Raw genomic sequence first — 18,430 nt, 5'->3', positions numbered from 1 at the left:
CAACTGTTATTAAGTGTATATCCTTATGTTAAAATTCAATAGCTACTGAGCTACAAATCGACACAATAGTTTAAATTTACCAATTAGAGCACAAAATGACAAAGACTTATTTCGTAACTGGGACTGATACTGAAATTGGCAAAACCTTTGCGACCCATTACATCTTAAAAGCCTTGGCTGATAAAGGTCATTTAGTAGCAGGCTTAAAGCCAATAGCTTCAGACAGCCAGTTTGAAGTAATGGGCTCCTATAGCGGCTTGGTGAACTCAGATGCTAAGCAACTAATGAAAGCCTCAAGTTTGAGTTTAAAATACTCTCAAGTTAACCCTTTGGTTTTTGCTGACCCTATTGCACCACATATTGCTGCAAAGCAGGCTAATGTCGACTTAAATTGTGCTTCATTATCAAATAGCATCATTGTGCCTGATGCTGAGCTAGTATTAATTGAAGGTGCTGGTGGCTGGTTAACACCGCTTAATGAGTCAGAAACGTATGCGGATTGGGTCGCGCAAAACAATTATGAAGTCATACTGGTGGTGGGGATGAAATTAGGCTGTTTGAATCATGCTCAATTAACCGCAGAATCAATCCGAGCGAAAGGTCTATCTATTAAAGGTTGGGTTGCCAATCAGTTAACTAGTGATATGCAGGTTTATCGCGAGAATTTAGATTGGCTAGAAAACCATTTTTCTGAGCCATTATTAGCTGAAATCGAATTTCAAGCTGATAGCGAAAATCCAAAAATTCAGCAGTTAGATTGGTTATTGAATTAAGTTAGAGGCAGCTTTGGTCTTACACTGATTGTCAATGCAAGCAAACCCAGGCTTAGGTTCCATCATACAAATACTCATGATTTGGTTTTCTTGGTTATAAGTTTTATGCAGGCTTTCAAGTTGTTTTGTCATGCTCTGAAGTTGCTCAGCATCGATGTTCGCTTTCGAGTAAACCGCATAACTGTCTGGTCCGCCACAAGCACGGGCGCCTAGCCCAACAACCCCACAATCAGAGTCTTGCTGACAGCTCTTATCTTTAATTAGTTCATAGATGTCATTATGCATGGACTTTAAACCATCCTGAGTAGCTCCATAGTTAGCTATTTTTTCAGACTTACCTGAATTACTTTCGTTTGGGCAAGCAACTAATAATAGACTGATGATTGAAACATTAAAAATCGATAACACCTTTTTCATAATAAGCTCGCAAGATTTATTTTCATTGATACTTTTTTATAGTGGATTAGTTTGCCACAAACTTCAATCATTGTGCGAGCTTTTACATAACTTTGCCTGTGCCAGGATAAAGTCTTGAGCGTATTGTGCTGAAAGTTGCCATGCTGCTTCGGTGGTTAAAATTGAGCGTTTTAAAGTTGTCAGGCTATGATCGCCATCTTCTATCCAATGTGTATGAATTGACTTGGATAGCCTGTAATTGACGACTTCCTCAGGTTTGCCAAAATTATCTCGAGTGCCTTGGATAATTAAAGTAGGCGTTCTTATGGTGGTTAAATGTTCGGTGCGCAGCTTTTCTGGTTTGCCGGGAGGATGAAAGGGGTAACCAAAACAGATTACTCCTGCTACAGGAAGCTTATCTGCGATCAGGGTTGCTACCCGGCCGCCCATCGACTTTCCACCAATAAACAATCGCTTCGTTGAAAGGTTCTTGATTTGCTCTATGAATGCCAACTCAAGTTTGGGCATCTTATCAGGCGGTGATCTTTTGCCAGTCTGTTTTCTTTTGAGCATATAAGGAAAATCAAATCGAATCACTTCAATGTCATCCGATTGGATGAGCCCTGACACTTGCAGCATAAAGTCTGATTGTGAATCTGCACCAGCACCGTGGGCAAACAAGAAGGTCGCTTTACTCATAATATTCTTATTGAAGGCTTTTAATCTGGATCGGTTTTGTTACACTAGCAACAGTTTACTACTTCGAGCCAGATTAACATCTTTGAATATGAAGCAAAACCCACAAAAATTTCAAAGACCCTTTCTTAAATGGGCTGGTGGAAAATATCGGTTACTCCCTAGAATTCTAAAAGCACTACCTACCGGTAAAAAGTTGATTGAACCATTTGTTGGTTCAGGTGTAGTGTTCTTAAATACAAATTATGACCGTTATTTACTCTCAGATATTAATCCAGATCTGATCAATTTGTTTAACGATTTAAAAAAAGGTAAGAATGAATTTATTGATTATTGTTCTGAGTTTTTTACTGAAAAAACGAATAACGAAAAATATTTTTATCAATTACGCGAACACTTTAACCAATTAAAAGCAGGCAAAGAGCGCTCTGCTTTGTTCTTGTATTTTAATCGCCATGGCTATAATGGCTTATGTCGTTATAACCGCTCTGGCGGTTTCAATGTTCCTTTTGGACGTTACAAGCGTCCTTATTTTCCTGCTCAGGAAATGGAAATCTTTTATCAAAAATCACAAAAAGCTGAATTTCGGTGTCAGCCTTTTCTAAAAACAATGGCTCATTCTCGTAAGGGTAGTGTCATCTACTGTGATCCTCCTTATTTACCTTGGTCATTAACGGCTAATTTTACCAGTTATGCGAAACAAGATTTTTCATTAGATGAGCAAAGAGATTTAGCGCTTGAAGCAGCGCATCTTGCAGAACGAGGGGTACCAGTTGTGGTTGCCAACCATGATACGCCATTCGCGCGAATGATATATGAAAAAGCGAGCAAGATTGAATCTTTCCCGGTAAGACGTTTTATTTCTTGCGACGGCAAGGGTAGAACTAACGCGCAAGAAGTGATGGCTATTTATAGTAGAAAGTAGCTAGCTTTGACGGCCAAAATTAAGCTCCGCTTTCGAGAATCTGATTAACAAAGAATAAAATCGTAAAAATAAAAGCAACTGTGAAGATGATTCCACCCAGAATCAATTTGACCGGATCGGCTTTTTCAAAGTCTTTTTCCCTTTGTGACTCGCTCTGAACGCCTATCATTGCGCCCATAACACTTTTGACAGTGGATAAAAACCCTGGAGGTTTTTCAGCAGAGCTGTTTTCGGTAGCTTGTTTTTCGGAGTTTGAACTAGGATTCGTCATCGCCAAATAACTCTATAAATTCTATAAAGTGTAGGCTTGGCATTGTATGGCTTTTGGTTAACCATGAAAAGAAGTTAGTGGACGATTTAGGTTTCTTTTTTTGCTGAGGACTAACGGTTACAGCAGGTAAGTCTGGCTCAGCATGCGCAATCACATTTATTTCTTCAGAAGATTTTGCAGTGTAGTAAGTTTCGTCAGCGGCATAAAAAGTCGATTTACAGCCAGCACTAGCAGCGGCTAACTTATCCGTAGCCATAACAGTAGCTGTCGTAATCAGTAGAACCAATAGAAAGTTATTAATTCTTAAGCTTTTCACACTGAACTCCCTAGCTTTCCCTAAACGCTGTATATGATGAACTTAATAGGTGCGCTCAATAAATCTTTTTAAGCACCACACAATATAGAATAACTGGCTAGACTAAATCAATACTTGAGTTGGCGAATTACAGAATCTTTTTGTATAGAATTGTCAAGATTATCAATTAATTCAAATGCTTGACTCATATTCAGCCTTGGGTCGACTAAACTGGTATAGGCTTGGTTTAATTCCGATTCAGCAACCTGATAACTGCTACCGGTACACTCCATAACAGCTTCTGCGGTCATTTCTAGGTGTAACCCACCTAAAATAGAGCCTTCTTCGGCGTGAATGAGCATGGCTTGCGATAGCTCAGATTGAATATCGGCATAATCACGTGTCTTTATGCCTTGGCTAGTTAAGCGGCCATTGCCATGCATGGGATCGCAACACCATAAGACTCGTATATTTGCCGCTCGAATAGCACGAATCAATGCTGGCAGTTTTTTAGCTATCTCTTGATGTCCGAAGCGGTGGATTAAGGTGAGTCGGCCAGATTCATTTTCTGTGTTAAGCGTTTTGCATAAACTAACCAGTTGCTCTGGTTCTATTTGCGGACCAACTTTTATCGCTACCGGGTTGGAAATGCCGCGCAAGTATTCTATATGGGCACTGTTCGCTGAAGCTGTGCGCATACCAACCCATGGAAAGTGGGTGGATAAGTTATACCATTGGCCATTGTTATCTTGGCGGGTGAGAGCTTGTTCATAGTGTAAATGTAAAGCTTCATGGCTAGTATAAAACTCCATCAGGCTTTTAGAGATAGGCTGTGAACCATTAAAGGTATGGAACATTTGGGCCATTTCTTGGAATTGGCGTAGGCTTTGATGTAGCTTCTTCGATTGCTTTAGATTGCGTAAGTTTTCTGTTTCTTGCTCTAGCTGATAAATCTGGTCGAGATCCGACTCCAACATTGAACGAATATAATTCAAAGTCAGCGAAGCGTAACTATAGCCTTGCAACATTCGCTTGGGATCCGGCGTGCGAGCTGACTCAGAAAAATGGATATGATTTACCAGATCACCTCGATAGCTGGGTAAGCTCTCATTCAGGATAGTTTCCATCAGTTGTGAGCGGGGTTTTGCATATTGTCCCGCGATGCGACCGATGCGACTGATAGGTTTCTTAAGTTTCTGGCTTAGCAATAAGCTCAGGTTAACCATCAAGCGAACTTTTTTTGAGATGGATTCTGCATTGCAGTCTGCAAAAGATTCAGCGCAGTCTCCGCCTTGTAAAATAAATTGCTTACCCTCTTGCGCGAGCGCGATCTGTGCTTTGAGATTATCCACTTCTATGGCAGAAACCAAAGGCGGTAATTGACGCAACTCTTCAATGGCATCTGCTAACGCTTCTTGATCACCATAGTTAATCTGCTGACTAACAGGTTTTTGCTTCCAGCTGTCGGGTTGCCAATCAGCTGCTTGGTTTTTACCCATGTTTTGAAATAGTTTGCTCTAAAGCTTCATTAATAAGATTCTATCCCATAATATAGGGGCAGACTATCGAATAACAAAGTATTTATAAAAAGTGGCAAAGACAAAAACAATCTATGTCTGTCAAGAATGCGGCGCAGAAACCCCACAATGGGCTGGACAATGCGGTCAATGCAAGGCCTGGAATTCTTTGATAGAACATCTTGATGAGAAGAAAGCAATGAGTGGCAAAAGCTCACGCTTTACAGGTTACGCGGGTGCAAAAACCAAAGTGGTGAGAATGGATAAAGTGGATTTGTCTGAGTTGCCGCGTATGTCTTCAGGTTTAACCGAGCTTGATAGAGTTTTGGGTGGCGGATTGGTACCAGGCTCAGTAGTCTTGATGGGCGGCGATCCTGGGATAGGTAAATCGACTATTTTATTGCAAAGCCTATGCAAAATTAGCGAGACAGATTCAGTGCTATATGTCACGGGCGAAGAATCGATGCAGCAAGTAACCATGCGCGCACAACGGCTTGGGCTGGCAACAGGTGAATTTGATTTACTGACGGAAACCCAAGTTGAAAACATCACCGCGCAAGCTTTGTTGCTAAAACCTAAAGTCATGGTGGTAGATTCGATTCAGACTATTTATACCGAAATCTTACAGTCCGCCCCGGGTGGAGTAGCGCAAGTCAGAGAATCGGCGGCGCAACTGGTTCGTTTTGCTAAACAAACAGGAACCACCTTGTTAGTGGTAGGGCATGTGACCAAAGATGGAGCCTTAGCTGGGCCAAGAGTGCTTGAGCATATGGTGGATGCTGTTCTATATTTTGAAGGCGAGCGTGATGGGCGTTTGCGTTTATTACGAGCAGTTAAAAATCGATTTGGTGCAGTTAATGAGCTTGGCGTCTTTGCTATGACCGATACGGGTCTCAAGCAAGTCAAAAATCCCTCAGCAATTTTCTTATCGAAATATCAAGACCCAGTTGCTGGTAGTGCAGTTATGGCCACTTGGGAAGGTACTCGTCCAATGCTGGTGGAGATTCAGGCATTAGTGGATTCTTCCCACGCACCGCAACCCAAACGCATAGCCGTGGGTTTGGATTATCAGCGAATTGCTATGTTATTGGCAGTTTTGAATCGTCATGGCGGTATCGCTACTTTTGATCAAGATGTGTTTGCTAATGTGGTTGGTGGTGTTCGAGTCATGGAAACCAGTGCCGATTTGGCCTTGATCGCTGCGATTATTTCGAGTTTACGCAATCGTCCTTTAGAGCAACATCAAGTTATCTTTGGCGAGATTGGTTTAGCCGGAGAGATACGCCCCGTTCCTAATGGCCAGGAAAGATTAAATGAAGCCGTTAAACATGGCTTTACCAAAGCTATAGTTCCGCAAGGGAATGTACCATCGAAACCAATTCAAGGTTTGCAAGTGCACGGTGTTAGCCGATTGGAGCAGGTCTTAGGGCTTCTATAAAATCATTATGCGACAATTTAAACCTGAAAAGCTTTTTGAGCCTCGAGATTTCGTTAAGCCTGACTTATCGGAAAAATGCTATTTGGAGATTGGTGCTGGTCGAGGTTTGCATGCCATACAGTTTGCTCAAACAAATCCCGATAAACAGTTAATAGCAATTGAAAGAACTCGAGTCAAATTTGAAGATTTTGCTAAACGTTGCGCGCAACAACCCTTGGATAATTTAACACCTGTGCATGCGGATGCTATCCCGTGGGTTGTGCATGCATTGCCACCAGAATCATTGGATGGGGTATTTTTGCTTTACCCCAATCCAGAACCGAAAAGTGCCTCGCAACGCTGGTTAAATATGCCTTTCTTTGAATTTCTATTATCAAGAATGAAGCCAGGTGCAAAAGCTACTTTAGCGACTAATATCCATGATTATTTTACTGAAGCAATAAAACAGGCGAACCAGCTTTGGCAATTACCTTTTGAGGATTTTGAAGTGGATAAAAACTCCAAACGAACTCACTTTGAAATTAAGTATTTAGCACGAGATGAAACCTGTTATCAATTAGATATCACCAAACCTAAAAATTACAGTACACGCTTTGATGACTAGTTTATTTTTACAATTGTTTACGGTACTTTATGCGAATATATATTAAAATTCTGCAAACCTTTCTTTAATCATATTATGCCGAAGCTCTTATTCTTACTATTCGCTTTTTTTATCAGCGATAAAATTAACGCAGCTTTTTGTGCTGCGCCAGGGACTGATGGCAGTCCTACTATCTCTGGAGTGGTTAATAATTATTATGAACCTACTTCCAGTGTGAGTTCTGGAGCTACCAATATAAGTCTTAACTCAACAGCAGGGCTAGCAAGTGGAGATTTGGTTTTAGTTATTCAAAATCAGGATGCATCGATTAATAGTAGTAATTCTATTAGTTATGGGGATGGAGCTTCAGGCCGAGGTTTTAGCGCTGTAAACAGTACTGGTTTGTATGAATTTGCAAGCGTGGCGTCTGTTGCAGGTTCTGCTATTACCTTAAATGATGGATTAGTTAATTCTTATAATTTAAGTGCCGCTACATTATCAGCCGGACAGAAAACTTATCAAGTCATTCGAGTGCCTCAGTATCAAGATGTAACTTTTAGCGGCACTTTGACGGCCTCGGCTTGGGATGGTGCAACCGGTGGAGTATTTGTTGTAGACGTGGTTGACACGGTTACTGGCGGAGGGGCTACCATTGATCTTGAAGGTTTAGGGTTCCGAGGTGGTGCTTATAGGGCCACAGGTGTCGCTACTAATGCTACCCAGAGGCAAGACTATGTAGCTAATGACGCTACTAATACTGCTGCTTCAAGCAGAATACGTCACGCAAGCAAAGGCGAAGGAATCGCCGGTAGCCCCCAATTTGTTTTTAACGGGACGTCAGTGATCGATACTAACGGAGCCTCTACTGCAGATGGTTACCCTGCTGGTGATTACGCTCGGGGAGCTCCAGGTAACGCTGGCGGTGGTGGAAATGAGTGGAATAATGGTAATGACTCAGCCGGTGGTGGTGGTGGTAACTTTGGCCAAGGAGGTCAAGGTGGTGCTGGTTGGAATCAAGATCCTGTTAGCCAAAATGTCGGAGGTTTAGGAGGCGGTTCCTTTCCAGCTACTCAAGCGCGAGTGGTGTTTGGTGGCGGTGGCGGCGCAGGATTAGCCAATAATGCGAACTCTCCACATGGCGGAAATGGTGGCGGTATTGCGATTATTAGAAGTAATATTGTTAGCGGTTCTTTTACGATTAATATCGATGGCGCTGATGGTACCACTTCACCAAGCAACGATGGCGCCGGTGGTGCTGGAGCAGCTGGCTCAGCGGTTATCATTGCAACAAGCGGTCTCGCGGGGATTACTGTTTCAGCCGTTGGCGGTGATGGAGGCGATGCCTGGGCTGGTAACTCTGGGGCTAATGCTATGCATGGTCCTGGCGGCGGCGGGGCTGGTGGCTATGTGATTTACTCATCTGGGGCTGGAACTCCAAACGTATCGGTAGCTAGTGGCAATAATGGAACTACTACGACTCGAGGGGAGACCTTTGGCTCCACTCCTGGAACAGCAGGTTCTGATACTTCGGAGAATATTTTATATCCGTGCGCAGCAGATTTGAGTGTTGCAAAAGATGATAGTTCTTTGAATTATACGCCTGGCCAATCATCAACCTATCAAATATCCATTTCAAATAGTGGTCCAGCTAATATTGCTAGCGCTGTAATTTCAGATCTTATTCCAGATGGATTTACAATAGGTTCAGTATCTTGTTCTGTTGCTTCTGCATGTACTTCAATCAGTGTTACGGGGCAGCAAGTTGATGTCGTATTAGATATTAATAACGGCCAAACCGTTATAATTAACGTACCAGTCACAGCAGCAACTGATCCGACAAGCTACTAAGACTAGCTTACCGCTTTTTTAAATACTAAACACCTGCATTAGTTAAGTAGTAAAATTTTGTCACAAAAATAGTCTGTGCTAATGGCTTGATCTTAGCTATGCTGTGACTAATTTTTTAATGACAAATACACATTATGATTAAGAAAATATTTAAATGGTTTTTTATTCTGCTCTTTACCCTAATTGCTTTATTGGGCTTATGGGTTTGGCAGGCTGCAAAAAAAGATAAGCCTCTTGGCTTTCCGTTCATGGCGGATAGTATTGATGTATTTTTTAATCGTGTGGCGATTAGCTTTATTGAAGACAGCCCAGAAACTTTATCTAGTTTGAGAGTGCTAGAGCAATTTGGCATCAAAGGTCATCAAGATGATTTAGATGACGCAAGTATTGAAGCGGGTAATAAAGGTTTTGAAAAAACCAAGAAAAATCTAGAAATACTAAAAAGCTATGAGGATTCGGATTTAACCGACGGCCAAAAACTGTCTAAAGAGCTGATGGTTTACTTGTTGCAACAAGGCGTTGATGGCGAAAAATTCCGTTATCACAATTATCCAGTTAATCAACTTTTTGGTGCCCAATCAAACTTTCCTAGCTTTATGGATGCACAGCATCAAGTTAACTCATTACGCGATGCGGAAGATTATGTCACTCGTTTAAGCAAGGTTGATACTAAGTTTGAACAAATTCTGGAAGGTATAAAATTACGCACCAGTATGGGGGTGGTTCCGCCAAAGTTTGTGATTAAGCGAGTTTTGGATGAGATGAATGCTTTTGTTGAGCAGCCTATTGAAGAAAATATTTTATATGCATCTTTAGCTAAGAAGTTAGAAAAAGCGGATATCGAAAACGCAGAAAAAGATGAGGTTCTTGCCAAAGCTAAAGCAGTAATTAAAGATGATGTACACCGTGCTTACAATGGCTTCATTAGCTACTTTTCATCATTAGATGATAACGCCACTACTGATGATGGTATTTGGAAATTACCTGATGGCGGTGAAGCTTATAAATACGCCCTAAAGCAATTTACCACTACCGATTATTCTGCGGATTATATCCACAATACGGGTGTGTCAGAAGTGCAAAGAATACAGGCTGAGATCCTTGATATTTTGAGCAATGAAGGCTTTGATGTTTCTGTTGGCTTCACTTCGGCAATGAAAACCTTATCGGACGATCCAAGGTTTTATTATCCGGATACTGACGAAGGTCGTCAGCAAATCTTAGACGATTATCAAGTGATGATAGATGAAATCAGTGGCGGTTTGGATTCAGCTTTTAGAGTAAAACCAAAGGCTCCTGTTGAAGTAAAACGTATTCCGTTATTTAAAGAAAAAACCTCTCCTGGTGCTTACTATCAAGGACCGTCATTAGACGGTTCGCGTCCTGGGATATTTTATGCCAATTTATATGATATTAAAGCTACCCCAAAATATGGCATGAGAACTTTGGCCTATCATGAGGCAGTTCCTGGCCATCATTTCCAAATTGCGATAACCCAAGAGCTTGAAGATATGCCTATTTTCAGGAACTTCTCATTGTTCACAGCTTATTCTGAAGGTTGGGCTTTATATACTGAGCGCTTAGCTTGGGAGTTAGGTTTCCAAAGTAATCCTTACGATAACATTGGTCGATTACAAGCTGAGTTATTTAGAGCCGTTCGTTTGGTGGTGGATACGGGTATTCATGCCAAGCGTTGGACGCGTGAAGAAGCTATTGATTACATGCAAGAAAATACGGGTATGGCTGAAAGTGACGTGATTTCTGAAATTGAACGTTATATTGTGATGCCAGGCCAAGCAACGGCTTATAAAGTGGGCATGATGAAAATATTAGAGTTGCGTGAAAAAGCCAAGGCAGCGCTGGGCAATAAATTCGATCTGCGAGATTTTCATGACCAAGTGTTAAAAAATGGCGCGGTTCCTTTGAGTGTTTTAGAAAAATTAATTAATCGCTACATTGAAACCAAGCTGCAAGCTTAAAAAACTTGGGTATAAAACGAGGGGCAGAGTAACGTTTTACTCTGCCCCTTTTTACATGACCTTTTTTAAAAGCACTATTTCGATATTTTACGGTATTTAATACGATGCGGTTGATCGGCATCAGCACCAAGGCGACGCTTTTTGTCCGCTTCATATTCTTGATAGTTACCTTCAAACCATACGGTTTCACTATCACCTTCAAAAGCTAAAATATGAGTTGCGATTCTATCCAGGAACCAGCGATCGTGCGAAATAACTACCGCGCAACCTGGGAAAGCCAATAAAGCATCTTCCAGTGCACGTAAAGTTTCTACGTCCAAATCATTGGTAGGCTCATCCAGCAGTAAAACATTGCCGCCAGACTTTAAAAGTTTTGCTAAGTGAACACGGTTACGCTCACCACCGGATAAGTTACCTATCCGTTTTTGTTGATCGGAGCCTTTGAAGTTGAAACGTCCACAATAAGAACGAGATGAAGTTGTGTAGTTACCAACGGTTACTAAATCCAAGCCATCGGAAATTTCTTCCCAAACGGTTTTTGAATCGTCTAATGAGTCGCGACTTTGATCAACATAGGAAAGCTCTACAGTTTCACCAACCACTAGATCACCTGAGTCTGGTGTTTCTTGGCCAGTGATAAGTTTGAACATGGTCGATTTACCAGCACCATTAGGACCAATCACGCCAACGATACCACCTTGCGGTAAATTGAAGCTTAAATTGTTATATAAGAATTTATCACCAAATGATTTAGTTAAGTTGTTTGCCGTAATAACTTGTGTGCCAAGTCTTGGCCCCGGTGGAATGTACAACTCTTTAGTTTCATTTCTCTCTTGTACTTCTTTGCTGGATAGTTCTTCAAAGCGTGCCATACGAGCTTTTGATTTTGCTTGACGCCCCTTGGCGTTAGAGCGAACCCACTCCAATTCTTCTTTCATAGTTTTTTGGCGAGAAGCTTCTTGTTTTGCTTCAGTTTCTAAACGAGCAGATTTTTGTTCTAGCCAAGAAGAGTAATTACCTTCCCAAGGAATACCGTAACCACGATCTAATTCTAAAATCCAGCCAGCAGCATTATCTAAGAAATACCTATCGTGAGTAATTGCCACGACAGTGCCAGAATAATCCACTAGGAAGCGCTCTAACCAGGCCACGGACTCTGCATCCAAGTGGTTAGTTGGCTCATCCAGCAATAACATATCTGGTTTTTCTAACAGCAAACGGCAAATGGCTACTCGACGACGCTCACCACCAGAGAGATGTTCAACTTTAGCATCCCATGGCGGTAGTCTTAAGGCATCCGCAGCACGCTCTAAAGCATTCTCTAAATTATGCCCATCTGATGCTTGGATAACGGCTTCTAGTTGCCCTTGGCGTTTTGCTAGAGCGTCAAAGTCTGCATCCGCTTCAGCGTAAGCAGCGTACACTTGATCTAATTCGGTTAGTGCATCTTTAACATGGCTAACGGCTTGTTCGATAATTTCGCGAACATTTTTTGATTCGTCTAATTGTGGCTCTTGCGGTAAGTAACCAATATTAATACCTGGTTGTGGGCGCGCTTCACCTTCAATATCAGTATCAATGCCGGCCATGATTCTAAGTAAAGTCGATTTACCCGCACCATTAAGACCTAAGACGCCAATTTTAGCGCCAGGGAAAAATGATAAAGAAATATCTTTTAAAATGGTTTTGTTAGGCGGGACGATTTTGCCCACACGATTCATGGTATAAATGTATTGAGCCATGGGTTACTCTATTGACCAAAAATAATGGCGTTATTTTACCATGTTGCCTGATGGATGCTAGAAGAGGAGCAGAGCAATGCTAAAAAAAACACAAAATCATCATTCAATTAAATGGATTAGCAGCACAATAGTACTGCTGTTTTTAACCGCCTGCGGTCATATGAAGCCGGTACAATTGGAGCATTGTGTTGCCCCAGCTGATTTGTACAAAAGTGCTGATTTAAGAGAATTAGATACGCCATTGTTCACGAAAGCATTAAATTGCGACAACCTTGCAACGATTGAAATAGCGCTGATTAACCTAGGAAGAATTGGCGGCGAGCAAGCGGCAAAACTGATAGAAACACAACTAACCAATAAATCAAGCAGAGTACGCGCTAAAGCTGCATTTGCTGCGGGTATAAGCTTATATCCAGAGTTAGTGGTTTCACTGGCAGAACAATTTGATCGAGAGTCGAGTCCAAGCGTTAAACAAGCGCTAACTTTGGCAATGGGTAACGTAGGACATGAGAAATCCGCCGCAGCTTTGTACACAATTATAAATACCAGCAAAGAAGAGCAAGCCGCCCAAGGCGCCATGCAAGGGTTAGGTATTTTGGCTTTGTTTCACCCAAATAAGTTAGTTAATAAGCACAATCTGAATGTAGACAAGATTATTGAATATTTAACAAACTCAAAGACTTCTCTAGAAGCCAGTTTCTTATTGGCGCGAGTACCTTTAATAAACTCCAGTCATTTAGAAAAAATGATCGAAATTACTGACAGGCTGGATAATGATTCACAAGCCTTTGCTATTCGAGCGATTGGTAATTTAAAGTCGACTGACCATTTTGACTGGCTGTATGAAAAAGCGCTAAGTGATGATGTTGGGATTAGTGTTAGTGCCATACAAGCTTTGGGTAAACTGTCGATTAAGGATGAAAATCAGCAGGAAAAAGTGATTCAATTACTAGCTTCCGACAAGCTCATAACTCGTTTGACTAGTGTAGAATCAGCTAGCAACTGGTTGCCTCTTAGGGAACTTATGCAGCTAACGACTGATAGCAATTCCTGGATTCAAGCTGCCGCTTTTAATGCCATTAATGATAAACAACCTCAAGCTTTACAGAAAATTGCAGCTCAATGGTTAGAAGCTGATGAGCCTAATTTACAGAGAGCAGCGATTGGGTTTTATACAAAACAGAATGATAAAAACACCTTAGAGAAACTGGCTAACAGTACTAAGTCGATTATCGCTACTGGCGCACAACAAAAGTTGGGCACCTACCAAGCACCCGCAACTCCTGCGAGCGTAACTCCTGAAAAAATAATGCCGCTTCCTAAATTATTAACTTTAAAGACTACCCAGGGTGACATTGTCATTCGATTATTTGAAGATACGCCATACACTGCCGCTAACTTTATCAAATTAGCGCAACAAGGGTTTTACGATAAGAGTTATTTTCATCGAGTGATCCCAAACTTTGTGGCACAAGGTGGTGGACGATTTGGCGATGGTTCAGGTTCGGTAGGTTATTCGATACGAGAAGAATTAAATCAGCGGTCTCATCGATATGGAACAATTGGAATGGCAACTTCAGGAAAAGATACCGGAGGTGGCCAGTTTTTCATCAACTTAGCGCCGAATCTGCATCTTGATAGCAACTACACTATTTTTGCTGAAGTGATTGCAGGAATGGAAGTAGCCTTGAAACTCAAACAAAACGATCAAGTCCTAGTGGTGGAAATCAACTAAGAGTTTAGAAACATTTCCATAGTGATATCACAGCGCTGATAAGGGCTGTCATCTTTGGCTTTGTTGATCTCAGTGAAGCCAAGTTTTCTATATAAGTGAATGGCGGTTTCAAGTTTTCGATTGGAGTCCAAGAATAGGCGTTTACAGCCTAGCAGCCGAGCTTGCTGAATAATTGCCTTAGCTAAGGTTTTTCCAATCTGTAAACCTTGATACTGTGGTTTTACGCCCATTTTGGATAGTTCAAAAATATCTTGAGAATGTTTTTTCAAGGCACAAGTCCCAACGATCTCTCCTTGGTAGGCGGCATAAAGAATAACCCCACCAGGCTTAATGATATATCGATTAGGATCGTTTAAGACTTTTCTGTCTTCTGTTTCGACCTCGAAATACTGCTCTATCCACTCTAGGTTGAGGCTTCTAAAGTGGTTTTCGGTAACATCAGCAAAGTCTAAAATCTTTAATCTGGCTGTCTGATTATTGGTATCGATGGTCGAACTCCAATTTGATAACTTTTAATCTAAATTGCATCTTTATATGTTAGTATTATTCAAAAATAAATAACAGGGGCTCTCATGGATCTTTTTACCATTGAAAACTTATTTACCTTATTAATGCTTATCGCCCTACAGGCGGTGTTAGGTTTTGATAACCTTCTTTATATTTCTTTAGAATCAAAACGTGCTCCCGAATCAGAGCAAAAGAGAGTACGTTGGTTAGGTATTGGTATAGCAGTTGCACTGCGAATTGTCTTGTTATTCGTTTTGATGACTTTAATCGATTATATCCAAGGCGACTTATTTAGTGTTAATTGGAGCGGGGTAATGGAAGCCACCTTTACCTTTGAAAGTGTCATCATCTTATTTGGTGGTGTATTTATTATGTATACAGCGGTAAAAGAGATTTGGCACATGATGGCCTTAGAGGTCGATGGCGGAGTAGAGAGAAAGCCCCAGTCCGCAGCCAAGATTATTGCTTTGATAGTTATGATGAACTTAGTATTCTCGTTCGACTCAATTCTGAGTGCTATGGCTCTTACGGATAATTTCTGGATTATGGCAATTGCCATCATTTTTAGTGGTGTAGCCATGATTTGGTTAGCAGATACGGTTTCAACTTTCTTAGAAAGGAACCGTATGTTTGAAGTATTGGGCTTATTTATTCTATTGATTGTTGGTGTGATGCTACTTGCTGATGGTGGTCATAAAGCAAACTTAAGCTTCTTTGGCAGTGAAATAACGCCTATGAGTAAAGCGACATTCTATTTTGTCATTACTATTCTGGTACTAAGTGACATTGTTCAATCTAAATATCAGAAGAATCTTTTGAAGAAAAAGCAGCGAATGGCTGCAGAGGCCGCAGCGAACAAGTCATAAATGCATTGAATATTAATTTGAAATCATTATGATAAATAGCTGATTTTTAATAATAAATGGAGATGACAATGTCAAAGTTAAAAGAATTTCTAAAAGAAATTGGTTGTAATGCTGAGTTATTAGAGCGTTACAAAGAGGACCCAATAAAGACCATGAAACACTATGGCTTATCTCAGGAAGAAATTGATGCGGTTTGCAAGTTAGATATGGATAAAATTAAAGAGTTAGTAGGCGATGAGTGTGATTATTTAACCATCATCCATCATATCGATGAGCATAAGATGTAACTATTAATTTGAATAAAGTATTACTAATAATTTTATTATGCATTTTGAGTGTTTCTTCGGTACTTGCTAAACCAAGTATCGAAGAAGCGCTTGATGAAATAAGGGCTTTAAATCCCACCAATCCAGAGCAAGCATATAACAAAATCCAACAATTAAAATCACTACTTCCAGAGTTTGATTCTAACGAGCAAAAAGCAAGGTTGTTTCTATATAGTGGTTATTACTATTCTTTAAAACTCGATTATGAATCTTCTGTAGTAGAGTTCAAAAAAATATTGGAGATGGATAATTTAGGTGCCAAAAGTAGGATGGCAGCTTATAACTTGCTATCACAAACAGAATTAAACCTTCAGAACTACAACCAAGCTTTTGAATATCTCTATAGCGCTATTGCTATACTTGAAGATAATCCGAATATAGAAACTAGTTTTAATTTCTATCATAGTGCGGCTAATCTTTTTCAAAATATAAAAGCGTGGCCAGAGGCTTTTAAATATTCAGAGTTAGCAATGAAAATTGCTAACGATAAAGAAGATCAAAAAGATCAGTGTTACGCAAAAGCGCAAAAGAGCTCCATTCTTTGGAATCAAAATAATGAGGTAGACCTTACACAAGATATCTACGCTGATTTGGACTACTGCAAAGACATTGGTGCTAATCTAGTATTGGCGAATTTACACAAAACTTTAGGCAAAAATTTGCTCTATAAGAAAAAATATCGAGAAGCAAAGCTGAATCTAGAGTTGGCAAATAACTTTCTTGAGCAAACTCCGTATTTACCCGAAGAAGTCGATGTATTACTTTATTTGGCTAAAATTGATTTTGAAAATAGAGCGTTTGATTTAAGTAGTATTAAGCTGAAGGACATAATCAAGAAAACCCAAGAGCTACCTTTGTCTGCGATCAGACAACAAGCTTTATATTTACAAGCACAAGTTTCCAGCAATCAAGGTAATGAATCTAATGCCATTAAGCTATATGAGCAGGCTTATAAACAGAATCAAGCGATACAAAAAGACTTGGCAAGTCGAAATCTTGCCTATCAGCAGGTTAAACATTCACAGTTAGAAAATGAAGTTCAAGTTAAAATTTTAGATCAAGAAAATCAATTACTAAAGTTAAATTCTGAGGTTGAGAAAAAGTCTAAACAGCTTTATCAATTATTTTCAGTAGGTGCAGCCTTTTTAATTGGCCTTATTTTATTGCTAACTTTTAAATTTAAAAAACAAAAAGAAAGGTATCAAGAGTTATCAAGGAAAGATGGTTTGACAGGGATTTTTTCAAGACGTTATGTTTTGCAACGAGCCGAGGATTTGCATGAATCTGCAACTAGAAATAGTGATAAGTACAGTTTAGTAGCTTTTGATTTGGACTATTTTAAATCAATTAATGATAGATATGGGCATGCCATTGGAGACTGGGTACTAAAGCAAGTAGCGGAAAAGGTTACGGCGGAAATTAGAGAGCAGGATATTTTTGGACGCCTTGGAGGAGAAGAGTTTATAGTGGTGCTACCCAATACGGCTAAAGAACATGCAGAAGTTTTCGCACGCCGATGTTTGGAATCATTTAAAAGTATTTCTCATTCATCGTTTAAAGAGCAATTTGCCATTACGGCAAGTTTTGGGGTTGCTAGTTATCCTCAGCTCACATCGTTAGAAGAGCTGTTGCAGTCAGCAGATGATGCGATGTATAAAGCAAAACAAATGGGTCGTAATCAAGTTTTCAGTTTCACCTAATAAATACAATTAAAAGTTAAAAAATGAATAAAAACGGTTCTTTAACCTGTGTTGGTACAGGTATCACGCTAGCTGGTCAAATTACTAAATTATCAGAAAGCTATTTACAGGCAGCAGATAAAGTGTACGGGATTTTACCTGACTTTATGTCTGAGGATTGGCTCAAATCTGTTAATCCAAACTACAAGAGCTTGCAATACCTCTACGCAGAAGGTAAGTCACGTAGACAGACTTATCGAGAGATGGCTGCTGAAGTGGTAAATGAGGTAAAACAGGGCGCTAAAGTAGTATTGGCCTTATACGGTCACCCAGGTATTTTTGCCTGTGTTGGTCATTTTGCTATTCAAGATCTTAAATCCGAGGGTTATCCTGCTCGTATGTTGCCGGGTGTTTCTGCTGACGCTTGCTTGTATGCAGATCTTGGAATCGATCCAGGAACTTATGGTTGTCAAAACTATGAAACCAGTCAGTTTTTATTTGGGGGTATTCAGCCAAACGTTGGTGCGCATTTAATTTTATGGCAAATTAGTTTAGCTGGCGAGCACACCTTAAAAACCTTTAAGACCAGCAAAGAAAATTTACAAGCTACCGTAAGGATTTTAAATAAATACTATCCGCTAGAGCATGAAGTGATCATTTATGAAGCACCTTTCTTGCCGATACAGGAAGCAAGGATAGAAAAGTTTCCGCTAGAGCGATTGCCAGAGATTGAGTTGAATTCCATTTCAACAATGGTAATCCCTCCATTAACAGAGCTTAAGTTAGATCAAACCGCGTTGGATGAATTTGGACTAAATATTACTGACTTTGGTCAAGAATCAAAATAAATAATA

At 40.3% G+C, this 18,430-nt stretch carries 18 protein-coding genes; 11 read left to right on the top strand and 7 right to left on the bottom strand.

What is annotated here, in order from left to right; genetic code table 11:
* Window positions 1-95: 95 nt before the first annotated feature.
* Window positions 96-773 carry a dethiobiotin synthase gene (bioD, locus tag GJS41_RS10705; protein ID WP_154247352.1) on the top strand — a complete coding sequence of 226 codons (678 nt, stop codon included), beginning with the start codon at window positions 96-98 and terminating at the stop codon, window positions 771-773.
* Here the strand turns inward: bioD and GJS41_RS10700 are convergent.
* Together GJS41_RS10700 and GJS41_RS10695 are read right to left on the bottom strand one after the other, a co-directional pair.
* The gene (locus GJS41_RS10700) at window positions 762-1,190 is read right to left on the bottom strand and encodes a hypothetical protein (protein ID WP_154247351.1); all 429 of its coding nucleotides are present in this window, start codon (window positions 1,188-1,190) and stop codon (window positions 762-764) included. The two genes, bioD and GJS41_RS10700, sit on opposite strands and share 12 nt — an antisense overlap.
* Window positions 1,191-1,253: 63 nt before the next feature.
* A complete protein-coding gene (locus GJS41_RS10695) occupies window positions 1,254-1,868 on the bottom strand; it encodes an alpha/beta family hydrolase (RefSeq protein ID WP_154247350.1) in 615 nt (204 codons plus the stop codon).
* A gap of 88 nt (window positions 1,869-1,956) precedes the next feature.
* Here GJS41_RS10695 and GJS41_RS10690 point away from each other — a divergent pair, with 88 nt between their 5' ends.
* Complete coding sequence (locus tag GJS41_RS10690) at window positions 1,957-2,790, top strand: Dam family site-specific DNA-(adenine-N6)-methyltransferase (RefSeq protein WP_154247349.1); 834 nt, start codon at window positions 1,957-1,959, stop codon at window positions 2,788-2,790.
* 19 nt (window positions 2,791-2,809) lie between these two features.
* Here GJS41_RS10690 and GJS41_RS10685 read toward each other — a convergent pair whose 3' ends face one another.
* The 3 genes from GJS41_RS10685 to GJS41_RS10675 all read right to left on the bottom strand — a co-directional run bounded on the left by GJS41_RS10685 (window position 2,810) and on the right by GJS41_RS10675 (window position 4,855).
* A complete protein-coding gene (locus GJS41_RS10685; RefSeq protein ID WP_154247348.1) occupies window positions 2,810-3,061 on the bottom strand; it encodes a DUF2970 domain-containing protein in 252 nt (83 codons plus the stop codon).
* Window positions 3,048-3,377, bottom strand: coding sequence for a hypothetical protein (locus GJS41_RS10680; protein ID WP_154247347.1), 330 nt, complete (start codon window positions 3,375-3,377; stop codon window positions 3,048-3,050). Before GJS41_RS10680 ends, GJS41_RS10685 begins: the two co-directional genes overlap by 14 nt.
* Window positions 3,378-3,484: 107 nt before the next feature.
* Window positions 3,485-4,855: a 3-deoxy-7-phosphoheptulonate synthase gene (locus GJS41_RS10675; RefSeq protein WP_154247346.1), complete on the bottom strand. Its 1,371-nt coding sequence runs from the start codon at window positions 4,853-4,855 to the stop codon at window positions 3,485-3,487.
* 91 nt (window positions 4,856-4,946) lie between these two features.
* Between GJS41_RS10675 and radA the strand changes: the two genes are divergently transcribed.
* The 4 genes from radA to GJS41_RS10655 all read left to right on the top strand — a co-directional run bounded on the left by radA (window position 4,947) and on the right by GJS41_RS10655 (window position 10,721).
* Window positions 4,947-6,311, top strand: a complete 1,365-nt coding sequence (gene radA / locus GJS41_RS10670) for a DNA repair protein RadA (protein WP_370515698.1) — start codon at window positions 4,947-4,949, stop codon at window positions 6,309-6,311.
* Window positions 6,312-6,318: 7 nt separating this feature from the next.
* Complete coding sequence (locus GJS41_RS10665; RefSeq protein WP_154247345.1) at window positions 6,319-6,915, top strand: DUF938 domain-containing protein; 597 nt, start codon at window positions 6,319-6,321, stop codon at window positions 6,913-6,915.
* A gap of 75 nt (window positions 6,916-6,990) precedes the next feature.
* Window positions 6,991-8,742, top strand: a complete 1,752-nt coding sequence (locus GJS41_RS10660) for a DUF11 domain-containing protein (RefSeq protein ID WP_154247344.1) — start codon at window positions 6,991-6,993, stop codon at window positions 8,740-8,742.
* A gap of 134 nt (window positions 8,743-8,876) precedes the next feature.
* Window positions 8,877-10,721: a DUF885 family protein gene (locus GJS41_RS10655; RefSeq protein ID WP_154247343.1), complete on the top strand. Its 1,845-nt coding sequence runs from the start codon at window positions 8,877-8,879 to the stop codon at window positions 10,719-10,721.
* A 74-nt stretch (window positions 10,722-10,795) separates the two neighbouring features.
* Here the strand turns inward: GJS41_RS10655 and ettA are convergent, their stop codons facing one another.
* The gene (gene ettA / locus GJS41_RS10650; RefSeq protein ID WP_154247342.1) at window positions 10,796-12,463 is read right to left on the bottom strand and encodes an energy-dependent translational throttle protein EttA; all 1,668 of its coding nucleotides are present in this window, start codon (window positions 12,461-12,463) and stop codon (window positions 10,796-10,798) included.
* A gap of 76 nt (window positions 12,464-12,539) precedes the next feature.
* On the opposite strand from ettA, the gene GJS41_RS11525 reads away from it, so the two are divergent.
* Window positions 12,540-14,198: a peptidylprolyl isomerase gene (locus GJS41_RS11525; RefSeq protein ID WP_227551340.1), complete on the top strand. Its 1,659-nt coding sequence runs from the start codon at window positions 12,540-12,542 to the stop codon at window positions 14,196-14,198.
* Here GJS41_RS11525 and GJS41_RS10640 read toward each other — a convergent pair.
* Window positions 14,195-14,596 carry a GNAT family N-acetyltransferase gene (locus tag GJS41_RS10640; RefSeq protein ID WP_370515714.1) on the bottom strand — a complete coding sequence of 134 codons (402 nt, stop codon included), beginning with the start codon at window positions 14,594-14,596 and terminating at the stop codon, window positions 14,195-14,197. The genes GJS41_RS11525 and GJS41_RS10640 overlap by 4 nt on opposite strands.
* Before the next feature lie 174 nt (window positions 14,597-14,770).
* Here GJS41_RS10640 and GJS41_RS10635 point away from each other — a divergent pair, with 174 nt between their 5' ends.
* The 4 genes from GJS41_RS10635 to GJS41_RS10620 all read left to right on the top strand — a co-directional run bounded on the left by GJS41_RS10635 (window position 14,771) and on the right by GJS41_RS10620 (window position 18,424).
* The gene (locus tag GJS41_RS10635; protein WP_154247341.1) at window positions 14,771-15,571 is read left to right on the top strand and encodes a TerC family protein; all 801 of its coding nucleotides are present in this window, start codon (window positions 14,771-14,773) and stop codon (window positions 15,569-15,571) included.
* Window positions 15,572-15,639: 68 nt separating this feature from the next.
* Window positions 15,640-15,858 carry a hypothetical protein gene (locus GJS41_RS10630; protein ID WP_154247340.1) on the top strand — a complete coding sequence of 73 codons (219 nt, stop codon included), beginning with the start codon at window positions 15,640-15,642 and terminating at the stop codon, window positions 15,856-15,858.
* Window positions 15,859-15,866: 8 nt separating this feature from the next.
* The gene (locus GJS41_RS10625; RefSeq protein ID WP_154247339.1) at window positions 15,867-17,597 is read left to right on the top strand and encodes a diguanylate cyclase; all 1,731 of its coding nucleotides are present in this window, start codon (window positions 15,867-15,869) and stop codon (window positions 17,595-17,597) included.
* Window positions 17,598-17,620: 23 nt separating this feature from the next.
* Window positions 17,621-18,424 carry an SAM-dependent methyltransferase gene (locus GJS41_RS10620; protein WP_154247338.1) on the top strand — a complete coding sequence of 268 codons (804 nt, stop codon included), beginning with the start codon at window positions 17,621-17,623 and terminating at the stop codon, window positions 18,422-18,424.
* Window positions 18,425-18,430: the final 6 nt, after the last annotated feature.

The organism is Kangiella sp. HZ709 (assembly GCF_009674675.1).
In the GTDB taxonomy this organism is placed as follows: Bacteria; Pseudomonadota; Gammaproteobacteria; order Enterobacterales; family Kangiellaceae; genus Kangiella.
This window is presented reverse-complemented; position numbering and strand designations above follow the sequence as displayed.

Bases quoted from the DNA above. Each gene is read 5' to 3' on its own strand.
- bioD (WP_154247352.1), top strand. From the start codon at position 96: ATGACAAAGACTTATTTCGTAACTGGGACTGATACTGAAATTGGCAAA.
- GJS41_RS10700 (WP_154247351.1), bottom strand. From the start codon at position 1,190: ATGAAAAAGGTGTTATCGATTTTTAATGTTTCAATCATCAGTCTATTA.
- GJS41_RS10695 (WP_154247350.1), bottom strand. From the start codon at position 1,868: ATGAGTAAAGCGACCTTCTTGTTTGCCCACGGTGCTGGTGCAGATTCA.
- GJS41_RS10690 (WP_154247349.1), top strand. From the start codon at position 1,957: ATGAAGCAAAACCCACAAAAATTTCAAAGACCCTTTCTTAAATGGGCT.
- GJS41_RS10685 (WP_154247348.1), bottom strand. From the start codon at position 3,061: ATGACGAATCCTAGTTCAAACTCCGAAAAACAAGCTACCGAAAACAGC.
- GJS41_RS10675 (WP_154247346.1), bottom strand. From the start codon at position 4,855: ATGGGTAAAAACCAAGCAGCTGATTGGCAACCCGACAGCTGGAAGCAA.
- GJS41_RS10665 (WP_154247345.1), top strand. From the start codon at position 6,319: ATGCGACAATTTAAACCTGAAAAGCTTTTTGAGCCTCGAGATTTCGTT.
- GJS41_RS10660 (WP_154247344.1), top strand. From the start codon at position 6,991: ATGCCGAAGCTCTTATTCTTACTATTCGCTTTTTTTATCAGCGATAAA.
- GJS41_RS10655 (WP_154247343.1), top strand. From the start codon at position 8,877: ATGATTAAGAAAATATTTAAATGGTTTTTTATTCTGCTCTTTACCCTA.
- ettA (WP_154247342.1), bottom strand. From the start codon at position 12,463: ATGGCTCAATACATTTATACCATGAATCGTGTGGGCAAAATCGTCCCG.
- GJS41_RS11525 (WP_227551340.1), top strand. From the start codon at position 12,540: ATGCTAAAAAAAACACAAAATCATCATTCAATTAAATGGATTAGCAGC.
- GJS41_RS10635 (WP_154247341.1), top strand. From the start codon at position 14,771: ATGGATCTTTTTACCATTGAAAACTTATTTACCTTATTAATGCTTATC.
- GJS41_RS10630 (WP_154247340.1), top strand. From the start codon at position 15,640: ATGTCAAAGTTAAAAGAATTTCTAAAAGAAATTGGTTGTAATGCTGAG.
- GJS41_RS10620 (WP_154247338.1), top strand. From the start codon at position 17,621: ATGAATAAAAACGGTTCTTTAACCTGTGTTGGTACAGGTATCACGCTA.